Annotated in this window: 13 protein-coding genes; 2 read left to right on the forward strand and 11 right to left on the reverse strand. The window is 57.5% G+C overall.

Annotated features, from left to right (window positions below; all coding sequences use genetic code 11):
• Nucleotides 1–257: 257 nt before the first annotated feature.
• On the forward strand, nucleotides 258–956 hold the full coding sequence (locus ABIB48_RS04355; RefSeq protein ID WP_315913978.1) for a hypothetical protein: 699 nt from the start codon (nucleotides 258–260) through the stop codon (nucleotides 954–956).
• Between the two features lie 9 nt (nucleotides 957–965).
• On the opposite strand, the gene ABIB48_RS04360 is transcribed toward ABIB48_RS04355, so the two are convergent.
• Together ABIB48_RS04360 and ABIB48_RS04365 are read right to left on the reverse strand one after the other, a co-directional pair.
• Nucleotides 966–1,679, reverse strand: a complete 714-nt coding sequence (locus tag ABIB48_RS04360) for a redox-sensing transcriptional repressor Rex (protein ID WP_110105124.1) — start codon at nucleotides 1,677–1,679, stop codon at nucleotides 966–968.
• 158 nt (nucleotides 1,680–1,837) lie between these two features.
• Complete coding sequence (locus ABIB48_RS04365; protein ID WP_110105125.1) at nucleotides 1,838–2,140, reverse strand: glutaredoxin family protein; 303 nt, start codon at nucleotides 2,138–2,140, stop codon at nucleotides 1,838–1,840.
• Nucleotides 2,141–2,303: 163 nt separating this feature from the next.
• Here ABIB48_RS04365 and ABIB48_RS04370 point away from each other — a divergent pair, with 163 nt between their 5' ends.
• Nucleotides 2,304–3,116 carry an HAD family hydrolase gene (locus ABIB48_RS04370; RefSeq protein WP_110105126.1) on the forward strand — a complete coding sequence of 271 codons (813 nt, stop codon included), beginning with the start codon at nucleotides 2,304–2,306 and terminating at the stop codon, nucleotides 3,114–3,116.
• A gap of 95 nt (nucleotides 3,117–3,211) precedes the next feature.
• On the opposite strand, the gene ABIB48_RS04375 is transcribed toward ABIB48_RS04370, so the two are convergent.
• From ABIB48_RS04375 to ABIB48_RS04415, 9 genes are all read right to left on the reverse strand, one after another.
• Nucleotides 3,212–3,310, reverse strand: a complete 99-nt coding sequence (locus ABIB48_RS04375; protein WP_074712200.1) for a 30S ribosomal protein bS22 — start codon at nucleotides 3,308–3,310, stop codon at nucleotides 3,212–3,214.
• A gap of 113 nt (nucleotides 3,311–3,423) precedes the next feature.
• A complete protein-coding gene (locus ABIB48_RS04380) occupies nucleotides 3,424–3,660 on the reverse strand; it encodes a helix-turn-helix domain-containing protein (protein ID WP_354212379.1) in 237 nt (78 codons plus the stop codon).
• A 449-nt stretch (nucleotides 3,661–4,109) separates the two neighbouring features.
• Nucleotides 4,110–5,243: a 3-deoxy-7-phosphoheptulonate synthase gene (locus ABIB48_RS04385; RefSeq protein WP_354212248.1), complete on the reverse strand. Its 1,134-nt coding sequence runs from the start codon at nucleotides 5,241–5,243 to the stop codon at nucleotides 4,110–4,112.
• A 261-nt stretch (nucleotides 5,244–5,504) separates the two neighbouring features.
• A complete protein-coding gene (locus ABIB48_RS04390; protein ID WP_110105129.1) occupies nucleotides 5,505–6,764 on the reverse strand; it encodes an NAD(P)/FAD-dependent oxidoreductase in 1,260 nt (419 codons plus the stop codon).
• Nucleotides 6,765–6,898: 134 nt separating this feature from the next.
• Nucleotides 6,899–7,579: a DUF1961 family protein gene (locus ABIB48_RS04395; RefSeq protein ID WP_110105130.1), complete on the reverse strand. Its 681-nt coding sequence runs from the start codon at nucleotides 7,577–7,579 to the stop codon at nucleotides 6,899–6,901.
• Between the two features lie 231 nt (nucleotides 7,580–7,810).
• Nucleotides 7,811–8,905, reverse strand: coding sequence for a rhamnose ABC transporter substrate-binding protein (gene rhaS, locus ABIB48_RS04400; protein WP_354212249.1), 1,095 nt, complete (start codon nucleotides 8,903–8,905; stop codon nucleotides 7,811–7,813).
• Nucleotides 8,906–8,970: 65 nt separating this feature from the next.
• Nucleotides 8,971–9,987: an ABC transporter permease gene (locus ABIB48_RS04405; RefSeq protein WP_354212250.1), complete on the reverse strand. Its 1,017-nt coding sequence runs from the start codon at nucleotides 9,985–9,987 to the stop codon at nucleotides 8,971–8,973.
• Nucleotides 9,977–10,999 (reverse strand): ABC transporter permease, encoded by a 1,023-nt coding sequence (locus ABIB48_RS04410; RefSeq protein ID WP_354212251.1) that lies wholly within the window; start codon nucleotides 10,997–10,999, stop codon nucleotides 9,977–9,979. Before ABIB48_RS04410 ends, ABIB48_RS04405 begins: the two co-directional genes overlap by 11 nt.
• On the reverse strand, nucleotides 10,996–12,555 hold the full coding sequence (locus tag ABIB48_RS04415; RefSeq protein WP_354212380.1) for a sugar ABC transporter ATP-binding protein: 1,560 nt from the start codon (nucleotides 12,553–12,555) through the stop codon (nucleotides 10,996–10,998). The genes ABIB48_RS04410 and ABIB48_RS04415 overlap by 4 nt, the downstream gene beginning before the upstream one ends.
• Nucleotides 12,556–12,629: the final 74 nt, after the last annotated feature.

Below are 12,629 nucleotides of genomic sequence, written 5' to 3' on the forward strand. Positions count from 1 at the left end.
CCCGAGGGGTGTCAGGTGGATTCTGCTCCCCGGCTCCCCTCGCTCTTGGGATGGGCGGGGATTTGCCGGCAAAATTTCTCTCCAATAGTTGCCACGCAGCAGGTCGCGTAGGGTTTATATGAGACCCGCAGCGGCCCTCTCCATCTCTGGCCGCGATGGGCCTGCCAGCTGGTCAGTGGTTGTACCCCCAACTGATCAGTGCCTGAACCCATTGAGCCCACACATATTGGGCCCGAACCCTTTGAGAGAGCAATCCCATGAGCACCCCCGGTGAAGAGCCTCAAGAGCAAACCCCGCCAGCCCCTAGCAGCCCGCCCATCCCTGGCAGCTACGGCGAAATCTCCCCTGGTGTTCCCCGTTACGGCCAATATGCGCCCGCTGGGTGGGAACTTCCTCAGGAGGTGAAGGACGCACAAGCCGGCGCAAATCTGCCGCCCGCGTTGGCCTATCCGGGCCCGCCGGTCAGCCAATCAGGCATAGCCAGTCCCGGGGGCGCACAGCTGGCACCTCCGGCCCGGGTCAGGATGGCTTGCAGGCTCATTGTTACAGCCGGAATTATGCAGGCACTCTCCGTCCTCGTCCTCTTGGTGGTGCTGCTGGTACCAGCGGCCAAGGCACCTGTTCTCGATGTCCTCCAAGAGACTCTCGCGGCCTCCCCTGAGCTGGCCGCCGTCTACTCAGATGCGGCACTTCTGGACACTATTTTGTTCCTCGGCTTCGTGTTGAGTATCGTCATGACGGCGTCGTACTTCTTGTTGGCTCGCGCCATTCGCAAAGGGTCCAACGGTGCGCGCACCACTGCCTTGGTGCTGGCTCTGTTCTCGCTGTTGCTTCTGGGACAGCTCAATCCGGTGGCAATTGTTCAGATTGTGCTGGGCCTTGTTGCGGTGTTCTTGCTGTACCGATCCCCCGCCAAGGAGTTCTTCCTCGCCCACAAAGCCCGCAAGGGCCTGTAGCGGCACTGCTTAGACGCCCGGTAAGTCCTCGTCCAGGTGTGCGCCCTGGAGCCGCTGCGCATGATAGGCAAGAATTTGCAGCTCTGTAGCCATATCCACTTTGCGCAAGTTCACGTTGCCGGGAACGCTCAGGGCTACGGGGGCAAAACTGAGGATGCTGCGCACGCCAGCGGCCACCACTCTGTCACAGACAGACTGTGCAACGGCCGCTGGCAGCGCCAACACCACCATGTTGGCCCGTGTGGAGCTCACAACTTTTTCGAGGTTTCCCACATCACTGACACGTAGCCAGCCAATTTCTGTGCCTACCAGCATCTCGTCGGCATCAAGTAGGGCAACTACGTCAAAGCCACGTGATTCGAACCCGGCATAGCGGGCCAGAGCGCGGCCCAAGTTACCGGCACCCACAATGGCAACACGCCATTCATGGGTCAGGCCAAGTGCTTGGGCAATTTTGCGGCTCAAGTTGGCCACTTCGTAGCCCACGCCGCGGATTCCGTAGGAGCCCAGATAGGACAGGTCCTTGCGGACGTTGGCGGATCCCACACCAGCAGACTCGGCCAAGGCTTCCGAGGAGACACTTTCGGCACCTTCGGCCAGCAACGCGTTGAGTGTGCGCAAGTAGAGGGTCAACCTGGACACAGTGGCAGCAGGCAGCTGCCTGGCCGGCTCTGCTACAGGCTCCTCCACGGGCTGCGCTGGGTTCACATCACTACTCCACATTCTCAAAATAAGGCCGCCCGTAGATACTGAACATGCGTCCGCAACGTCGGTGCTGGCCTGCAATAACTCTATGACTTCGCTGGGTCAGAGCCAAAAGCCACGGCCTGGTCGCCTCGAAGCGGCAGCGGACGCGGCGGCCCGCGCCCGGCAGCAGGGCCTCAGGAGTTCCCAGTGAGCGCTTGGCTAAGGATGTTACCCAGGCGGATCGGGTCAATGTGCCAAAAGTCGCGCTGGATCCCGTTAACAAGAACAACCGGGATCTCCTCGCCATAGCGTTCCGTCAGTTCGGGATGGTCATCGAGGCTGACCTCGGTCCAGTGCAACTGCAATTGCGTGGCAATGGTATCCACCACCTCACGTGCGTTCTCACACAAATGGCACCCCGACCGTGTCACAAGTTGTAGGAGTGGCACTTTGGGCAGCTCAGGCGTTGCAGCGGGGTTATTGAGAATAGATTCCATAACTACAACGGTACTCAACGTAAAGCCACCGGAGGGCTCTGGACCCGTAGGCCCAGCACCATGGGCGCTGTCCGTGCGTGAAATATATGATTTTGCCCAGAGTTAACCCCTGCAGGTAGTGGCGTGGCAGGCGGCACCTCGAAGCATTGACTAGACTCATTCCATGCCCGACGTGACTTCCAACAGTGCCGAGGCCCCCTCGACTGCTGCAGTGCACCAAGGCGAGGCAGCCTTTTTTGACGTGGACAATACCCTCATGAAGGGCGCCAGTCTGTTCCATGTAGCCCGCAAGATGTATCAGAAGCGGGCATTTACCCTGCAGGACGTTGCCGGCTTCGCGTGGAAGCAGGCAAAGTTCATCCTGCGCGGGGAAAATATGAACGATGTCCACTCCGTTCAGGATTCTGCACAAAAACTAGCCGCTGGCATCAGCACCGAATTCATCCGCCAACTTGGCGAAGAGGTCTATGACGAGATGATCGTCTCCAAGATCTGGCCCGGAACCAAAGCGCTGACCCAGGAACATTTGAAGTCCGGGCGTCAAGTGTGGCTGGTTACCGCCACCCCCGTGGAAGTAGCCGGCGTCATTGCCTCCCGGCTGAACCTGACGGGTGCCCTGGGCACGGTCGCGGAGATAGCGGACGGCGTCTACACGGGTCACCTCGTGGGCGAGATCCTGCACGGACCGGCCAAGGGCCGCGCCATTGAGGAACTTGCGGTTCGCGAAGATCTGGATCTGACGCGCTGCTGGGCTTATAGCGATTCTTACAATGACATCCCGCTGCTGACTACCGTGGGCAATCCTGTGGCCATCAATCCCGACGCAAAGCTTCGCAAGCACGCCAAGGAGAACAACTGGCCCATTTATGACTACCGCTCGGGGCGCCGTGCAGCCACGCTGGGGCTCAAGGCAGCCACCGGAGCCGGAGTTGTCTATGGCCTCTGGAAGGGCATCTCGATGATGCGCAAGCGCTAATCCCTCCACCACTCCCACTATTTGGGGCCTAGAGCATGAAAAAGCACCCGCCCACCACAAGGGTGAACGGGTGCTTTTTTGATAAAGAAGAAGATTTACTTCTTATTGCGACGCTGGTGACGCGTCTTGCGAAGCTGCTTGCGGTGCTTCTTCTTGGACATCCGCTTGCGGCGCTTCTTAACTACTGAACCCATGAAAGTTCCTCACAAACTGCATAGAACAACCTCGAATGAGGCCGTAAACGATTGGTCGACCGATCGCAGGAATCGGTCAAAGCCGAAAATGGATCTTTCCTAGGGTACCGCCTTTACCCTGTATGCGCCGAACCGGGGTTTCCATGAGTCCCTGTGCCATCGACCACTGCGGAGCGCAAATAACTTTCGACGGCGCTTGCCGGGACCCGATAGGAGCGCCCAAAACGCACTGCTGGCAGCTCTCCTGCGTGCACCATCCGGTACACAGTCGTCTTTGACACGCGCATGAGCTCGGCAACTTCTTGCACCGTAAGGAAATTCACATCTTGAAGATTTGACTCCTGCATCATGGCTGTTGGGTCCATTTCACTGAGGTTTTAGCCGTCCAGAACGCGGGTTCAAGCGCGCTCTAAAGGCTAACTCTAGGTGCTGTTGGGGCCAATGTGAATGGGGCGGATGTTATCTACCTGTCTTGGCACGACGGCGCTTGGCCCACCAACGGTCGATGATGAAAATGCCAAGAATCCAGCCGCCCTGCCACCAATGAATCAACAAGATTGATTGCTGTGCGCAAGAGAAACCGAATCATTTCCGCCACCACCCCATTCTGGTTGCGCCCCGGTTTCAGCGCCCGTTGAACGCTCCGCTGCTTCGTACGCTATCAGCGCACCTCCAGCCTAACAATATGGCTCTCCAGTACATGGTTTAGAGATGCTTGGTTTAGAGATGCTTAGCGGCGTCTCCATGCCCCCAGCGATGCCTCAGAACACGAAACCGCCGCCCCAAGCCCTGCTTTGACCTACACCTGGTTGCTGGTGCGCCGCACACGTGAGGCTTGCGCCAGCTTGGTCAAGACATCGGCCGTGACGTCCCAGTCCATGCAGGCGTCCGTGACACTTTGACCGTATGTCAGCTCCGCCTCGCCAGCGGCAACCTGCTCAACATTGAGATTCTGGGCGCCGCCCACCAAAAAACTTTCAAGCATGACACCGGCAATGGTGTGCGCCGAGGAGTCGCCTGTTTCCAGCTGGGCCCCAATTTCCAGCGCCACTTCTGCTTGACGGTGGTGGCTCTTGCCGGAGTTGGCATGGCTGGCATCCACGATCAGGCGCGGGTTCACCCCGGACCCGGCAGCCTTGGCGGAGGCCGCCGCCACCTCTGCGGCCTTGTAGTTGGGGCCCTTGCGCCCGCCACGCAGGATCACGTGCGTGTCCTGGTTGCCGGCCGTGCTGACAAGAGAAGCGCGCCCGTCGCCATCAATTCCCAAGAAGGACTGTGCCGCACTGGCTGCGTTGCAGGCGTCAAGGGCAACCTGCAGGTCGCCATCGGTGCCGTTTTTGAAGCCAATCGGCATAGATAGGCCAGAGCTGAGCTGGCGGTGGATCTGGCTTTCAGTGGTACGGGCACCAATGGCACCCCAGGAGATCAAATCTGCCGTGTACTGAGGGCTGATGGGCTCAAGGAATTCGGTGCCGGTAGGCAGCCCCAGCGCGGCCACGTTCAGCAGAAACTCGCGCGCCAACTCCAGCCCCTTCGCCACATCATGACTGCCGTCCAGGGCGGGATCATTGATCAGGCCTTTCCAACCCACAGTGGTGCGGGGCTTTTCGAAGTAGGCGCGCATGACAATCAAGAGGTCCGCTTCGTGTTCCTTGGCGGTTTCAGCCAGCCGTGCCGCGTATTCCAAACCGGCCTTGGTGTCATGGATGGAGCACGGGCCTACTACCACCAGGAGCCTGTCATCAAGCCCGCCCATGATGGCGCGGACCTGGTCACGGCCACGTTCGACGACGTTGCTTGTGTGGGCATCGAGCGGCAGCTTTGCGCTCAGTTGCGCAGGTGAGGGAAGTGCCGTGAATTGGCTGACACGCAGATTTGCTGTGATGGCTGGGGCTGAGTTTGTGGTGGATTCTGCGGCTGCTGTGATGCTCATGTGAGAGGGTTCCTTTTGCGGGCTGGCAGCGAGCCCCTTTTCAGAAACCCGCCTGGAAATGGCGAAGGACAGAGAAAGATTCTCTGTCCTGTTGGCTCTGAAGGTGATGGATGCGTGTCAGTTAGACGCGGGCTCCTCCAGAGCCAACGAAAAATACGCATACCAACGGTTTGTCATGTCCACACCATATGCCGAAAATTCTTCACCCCGCAAATCGGTCGCGTCACATGTGGACTCTTGAACTGAGCTGCGGCCAGCACCCTAACGCAACGGGTTGAAGTGGCGCATGCTGGCTGGCGGGGTATTGGACGTCAACTCCGCAGCCACCATTTTGCCCGTGAGCGGGCCCAGCGCGATTCCCCACATGCCATGCCCGCCAGCCACGTGCACGCGTGGGGAGCGGGTGGCACCCACCAGCGGGAAACCGTCGGTGGTGCAGGGCCGGGACCCCACCCATTCCTCGGCCCGGTCATCCCAGTTAATACCGGTAAACATGGGTGAGGCTGCGTCCACAATGGCCTTGATACGCCGGGCATCCAAGGGTGCATCAGCGTTCCGGAACTCCATCATCCCCGCCACGCGCAATCTGTTCCCCAAGGGCGTGCAGGCAACACGTTGGGCTGGGAAGTAAATGGGGTGGGTGGGTATGGCCTCCGGGACCACGGTGAAACTGTAGCCGCGGCCTGCCTGCACTACCCGTTTGACGCCAAACTTGCGTGCGAGCGTCCCCAACCAGGCACCCGTGGCGAGGACAACGGCGTCGGCAATCAGGGAACGCCCTGCCGAACCAATCACCTCAACACCGCTGCCGGTGTCCCTGACATCGAGCACTGTGAAGGCCGTGGTCACAGTGGCGCCACGGGCTATCACAGCTTCGGCGAGGGAAGCCATGAAGTTCGGCGGGTCAATGAAGCGCTGGTCACGGATGGCAATGCCGGCCGCAACTCCGGCACCCAGGGCTGGTTCCAGATGGCGGATTTCCTCCCCACTCATGAGAGTGAAGTCCACGTGACCACCCGTTTCACGGATCACATGAAATTCCTTAACCAGGGCATCACGGTCCTTCAGCGAGGCGAAGCCGGTCAGGAAGGGGTCGGCCAGATGCGTGGGCTCAGCGAGCGCCGGGGTGCCCTCGGCAAGTTCTTGGAACGCGTCGATCCCGGACCGACCAAGCTCGGCAAAAATTTTCATGGCAGCCCGCCATTTCCCGGGCGTGCAGTTGCGGGCAAAGCCGAGCAGGAATTTCAGCAGCAAGGGGTCGGTGGAAAAGGGGATGTAGAGGGGGGACGCCGGATCCAGAATGGCCTTGAGCCCATAGCTGAGCACGGAGGGTTCACTCAGCGGAAGCGTCAGTGCCGGGGTCAGCCAGCCAGCATTTCCCCAAGATGAACCGGACGCCACTTCACCCCTATCAACCACTGTGACCTTAACGCCTTGTTCCTGCAGGTACCACGCGGTGGACAAACCAATAATCCCCGCACCAACAACCACTACATGCCCAGGCGCCGTTGCACTGACCACGGTTCACACTCCTTGAGTGAAAAGCCGGAGAGCTAGTTTTCCGGCACTTCCCCTAGGGTATCCGTGATTGCTCCTCCAACGAGCCATTGCCCTGGCAAGCCACTTTTCCGCCAACTCGTGGGGTCAAGTCCACGTCAGTGCAACGCGGTGACAACGAGGTTTCTATAGACTGCCCACAGCGGTGCCATCTGGCGTAAACCCAAGTATCCCCCGCCGATGCCCGGGCCGGTGGCGGGGTCCTCATCCAGCCATTGGAAGATCCGCAGTCCGTTGATCTCAAGCGTGACTTGCGGGCCATCTTTACAGATTTCCATGTGATAGAAACCCTCTGCATCCTCCGGGCTTGGCAGCGGGTCTGCGCCCTGCACCACAAGGTGCGCCCCCGGACTCTTGCGCAGATTACACGTGCGGAAAGCCCTTTCGGAAGCAAACTTACGCCGCTGATAGGAGATGTGAAGCGCTTTGATATCTGAGGAATGGTAGTGCGGATAGAACCCGGTGCGTGGGGCAAGCTCAGGAGAAAAAAGATCGCGGCCGGCGCTGCCTTGAGCTCCAAAGAAGAGCATGGCAAGCCCCTGGCCCTCGAGGGGTTGGAAGTCCCAAGAAATCCGAATCCGGTCCGGGAAAATAATGGGGCACCAGAGGAGGAAATGGGCATGCGCACCCATTTTCACCGGGTCAGCGCTACTGCCCAACACGGCCCCACCGTAGCCGTCCTCAACAGTCACCGGCCCCTCACGCACCCAATCAGCCAGGGACTGCTCCGACATCTCGTTGCTGTACAGCACTGTTTCCCCAGTGGATCGCAGGTTCATGTGGTTCCTTTTGAAAATATCAGGCATGTGCGCCGGTGTGCCGTCTTGAACACCGACCCTACGCGACTTCTACGCTCGCCACGGGGCGGAGTAAAGCTGTAGCGGAAAATCCGAAAAGGGCTGGGCCACAAAAGTGCTGAAAGCGAAAAGCAGCCCACCTCGGGATCAACTGTGACTTGTCCGGGCTGGGCTGCTTTTCGGCCCCTTATGAGGGCTGGTGCGGTCTAATTTTTAGAAGTTGAACTGGTCCACATTATCTGCTGTGAACACGGTGGGATCGCCAAGGAGTACAACGCTATCAGCGCCAATAGTGAACTCGCCGAGATCGCCCGCCTTAAAGGTTTCACCTTCGGCCCCCGTGATCTGCCCGGATGCGAGGGCAGCGCCTGCATAGGCTGCCAAGTAGCCAAGCTTCTCAACGTCCCACAAAGCGAAGGACTTCATGGTGCCGTTCTTGATGAATTCTTTCATCTGGCTCGGGAACCCGAGTCCTGTCAGCTGAACCTTGCCTTTGTATTCTGAACCGGACAAATACTGTGCGGCCGCAGCGATACCTACAGTAGTAGGCGAAATGATTCCCTTGAGGGTGGGGTGCTGTTGCATCAGCGCCTGGACCTCCTGCTGTGACTTCTGAGCATTATCATCACCATACACAGTGGCAACGAGCTTCAACTTGGAGTACTCCGGTTTCTGAAGTTCCTTCTTCATCAGTTCGATCCAGGCATTCTGGTTCGTTGCGTTTGCTGTGGCTGAAAGAACGGCGATGTCTCCGCCATCGGCTCCGATGGCTTCTGAGATGAGCTTCACTTGAGTGGAAGCGATCCCCTCTGCTGTGGCTTGGTTGATGTACAGGTCACGGCAGTCAGCGTCAGTGTCCGAGTCAAAGGTAACCACCTTGGCGCCCGCACTGCGTGCTTCATCGAGCGCCGAGCAAATGGCTTTGGGGTCGTTGGCTGATGTGGCAATCACATCCGCACCCTGCTGGGTAAGGGTGTTGATGTAACTCACCTGGCTGGATGCGCTGGCTTCAGAGGGGCCAACCTCGGAGAACGTTCCCTTGTACTCTTCAACGGCCGTCTTCCCTCCACGGTCAGTCACAGTGAAGTAGGAGTTGTTGAGCTGCTTGGGAAGGAACGCAACTTTAAGACCCTCTTTGAGCGGCGCATCCGGGTTAGCCGACGCTGCCGAAGTACCACTGTTGGCAACCTCGTCTGAATCGGAATTGACTGTGGTTCCTCCGCATCCAGAGAGGGCCAGGGTAAGACCTGTGACAATAGCTAAGAACACCGGTGCGGTGCGGCGTGTTGCTTTGCTGCTAAACCTCATTGTTAATGCCTTTCAGTTGAGAAGTTATTGCCGCCATTTGCAGCAACAAGGAAGTGTGAAATCAGTTAATAGGTGGTGAGAACTTTCTTGCGGATTTTTTGGGCCCATGTAATCGCGTTCGGAGCAATCACTGCCACGATCAGCAGCCCACCGGTCAGCATCGACAAGGTGTCTTCTGGAACGCTTGCAAGTTGTAAGGCGTTGCGAAGGATAGCCAAAAGGGCAACGCCAGCGATGACACCGGGCAAGTTTCCCTTGCCGCCAAAGATGGAAACCCCACCTAAGAGCACTGCCGCTATAACTGAGAGTTCCAGTCCGTTGGCGTTGTCACCACGTGCACTTCCGTAGCGCAACGTCCACCAAATACCCACAATCGCTGCCACCACTCCGGACACTAGAAAGAGCCAGAACTTAGTCTTTGCAACAGTGATACCGGCGAATCGTGCCGCATCTTCGTTGTATCCGATCGCGAACAGTGAACGGCCAAAGCCAGTGAAGTGAAGAACCACCCCAAACACAATCGCCAGCAACAGAACCGGGAGAATCCACACGGGAATCCCGGTTGTACCAATCTTTGCCTGCAATCCGGTGGTGATGGCTCGCGGGAAGCTGGTTACCGCTTGATCCCCTAGGATCACGAAAGCCAGGCCTCGGTAGAGTGCCAAGGTTCCGATGGTCACTGCGAGGGAAGGTAAGCCAACCACGGCAACGAGAAAACCATTGACTGCCCCTGAGACGGCCCCGACCACTAGGCACAACGGGATGATGACTTCCATGGGCAGCCCTGCGTTCCACAGGAACCCAAAGACACAGCTGATGAAACCGACAATACTGGCAACCGAGAGGTCAATTTCTCCTGTCAGTACAATCAGCGTCATGGGAAGCGCCAGCAACAGGATGGGAATCATGTCTATCAGCATGAATCCGGCATTTCTAGGTGAGGCGAAGCCGTCAACAACCAACGACGCCACGAGGACACTGAGAATGACGGCCACAATTATGGCTGTATCCCAGGTCTTCAGAAAGCCGAATCGGTGAACTTTGATGGAGGCCTTGCTTCGAACTCTTGTATCAGTCAGCATAGGAATTGAGTCCTCTCAGCCTTCGCTCAGTACGAATGGCTAGGTAGCGGTCAAGGGCGATCGAGGCGAGGATCAATGCACCGATCATGGCTCGTTGCCAGAACGGAGATACACCCAGAACAGGCAGGGCAGAAGTGATCGTCGTCAGGAGGACTGCACCAATCGCAGCGCCATAAACGGTACCTACCCCGCCAGCAATTGCTACGCCGCCAACAACAGCCGCTGCAACAACGTTTAGTTCCAACCCTTGTCCCGCGGTGGCATCCAAGTTGCCATACTTGGCAGCGTAAATGACACCTGCCAACCCAGCTGTGGCGCCTGAGATAGCAAAGGCCATGAAGATCTTCTTCCCAACACCAATACCGTAGAGACGAGCCGCCAGATCGTCGGAACCGATCGCATAGAATTCCCGACCAGAGCGCATATTTTTGAGGTAGAAACCGCAAACAATGACAACAGCCAAAGCGATGAGTGCAAGATAGGGAAGACCAAAGAAGGTTCCGTTGCCGAGGTTTAGAAATCCTTGGGGCAAGTCCGAAGGGCTAATCTGTTTGCCTTGTGCCCACGCAAAATCAATACCTCTGAAGATGTACAAGGTTCCTAAGGTGACAACGAGCGAAGGTACTTTCGCCACTGCGATCAGGGCTCCGTTAAACGCGCCGAGCAGCGCTCCCACGACAATTCCAATCACAATCATGGCCGCTACGGGAAGATCAGGAAGTGCGATGAATATTTTCCCTGTTGCAAACGCTGTCAGCCCAAGGATGGATCCGACAGACAAATCCACGTTCTTCGTGATAATCACAACGGCTTGACCAACAGCCAAAATAACGAGGATGGAGGAGTTGAGCAATAAGTCTTTGATGCTCTGTGCGCTGAGGAAACGAGGGTTTACCGCGACGGTGACGGCAACGAGAATCACGAGAGCGAGAAGGACACTGAACTCTCGAGAACGGGTCAACGTTCCCAGCAAGTTCGCTGCTGGCACGCGCCGTAAAGTTACTGTGGTCACGCGGGGATCTCCTTAGTATGGGCATTGATGCCGGTAGCGGCAGCCATGACTGTTTCCTCTGTGGCCTCGCTTCTGTTGAGCTCTGCGGTAATTCGTCCTTCATGCATCACCAACACTCGATCCGACATTCCTAGAATTTCGGGTAGTTCTGATGAGATCATCAGGACAGCCAATCCGGTTCCCGCTAGTGCGGAGATCAGACGGTGAACTTCAGCTTTTGTACCAACGTCAATGCCCCTGGTTGGCTCGTCAATAATGAGTACTTTAGGTCCGGTGGCCAGCCATTTACCGAGAACGACTTTCTGCTGATTTCCTCCAGAGAGCGTGGAAATTGGCGAACTGGGTGCGCTGGCTTTGATCTGCAGCCGCTTGGCCCAATCGCTGGTGGTGCGCGCTTCGGCTCCATTGGTGATCAATCCAAAGCGGCTCAGTTTTCTGCGCAGTGTCAGCGTCAGATTCCGGCTGACATTTAGTTCCATCACCAGGCCTTGTTTGCGCCGATCCTCGGGGACGAAACCCAACCCTGCCACCATGGCATCTCGCGGCGAGAATTTTCGTAGAGATTCTCCATTCACACTGACTTCGCCTGTGTCATATTTATCAATCCCGAAGACAGCGCGCGCCACTTCGGAGCGGCCGGCACCCACCAGCCCGCTGAGGCCAACAATTTCCCCAGTCCGAACGGTAAAAGAAATATCTCGGAATACGCCTTGACGGCTCAGCCTTCTGACTTCTAAAGCAACTTCGCCTATTTCGGTTTCCTGCTTGGGAAAGAGCGTGGCCACGTCTCGGCCCACCATTTGACGAATAACCTGATCAACGCCAAGCTCAGAAGTCGGCGAGGTGGCCACGTGTGCCCCATCTCGCATCACGGTGATCCAATCTGAGAGGGCGAATACCTCTTCAAATCGGTGAGAGATAAACAGGACCGCCGCGCCCCTGGCTTGCAGCGTCCTAGTAACAGCAAATAGCCGCTCCACCTCCACACCACTTAGTGCAGCGGTCGGTTCATCCATGATCAGAACCCTGGCTTCCAAGGAGATGGCCTTGGCGATCTCCACTACCTGCTGATCAGCAATGGACAAACCTTGTGCCAAACGATCAGGATCAATCCGCACACCAAGCTGCTCGAAAAGCCCGGCAGTCTTACTGCGCATCGTTTTGCGATCGATCCGGAGGAAAGCCCCAAGCGGCTGGCGGCCCATAAAAATGTTTTCCGCGACGGTCAGGTCCGGAAACATGGTTGGCTCCTGATAAATCACTGCAATCCCAGACTCCCGAGCATGCAGTGGATCACGGAATGAGACCTCCTCCCCATCGAGGAATACCTGCCCGCTGTCCTGCTGGTGCAAACCCGCCAGCGTCTTAACCATTGTCGATTTGCCGGCGCCATTTTCTCCGACGAGGGCCGTAACCTGGCCGCGGTAAAGGCTGAGGTTGGCCCCTTGGAGAGCTTTGGCTGCGCCAAACGATTTATGCACATTCCGCATTTCAAGAACGGGGCTGGCAAGTGGGTCGCTCGGGAGGTCGACGTCGCGTGTTTCGGTGCCGTCCATACCGCTTCTCCTTTGAATGAATCGTTTCATTTGTGAACTCTCTCACAGATTAGGGCAATGTTTGGTAGGCTGTC

The sequence above is a fragment of the Arthrobacter sp. UYCu511 genome, from assembly GCF_040547105.1.
In the GTDB taxonomy this organism is placed as follows: domain Bacteria; phylum Actinomycetota; class Actinomycetes; order Actinomycetales; family Micrococcaceae; genus Specibacter; species Specibacter psychrochitiniphilus.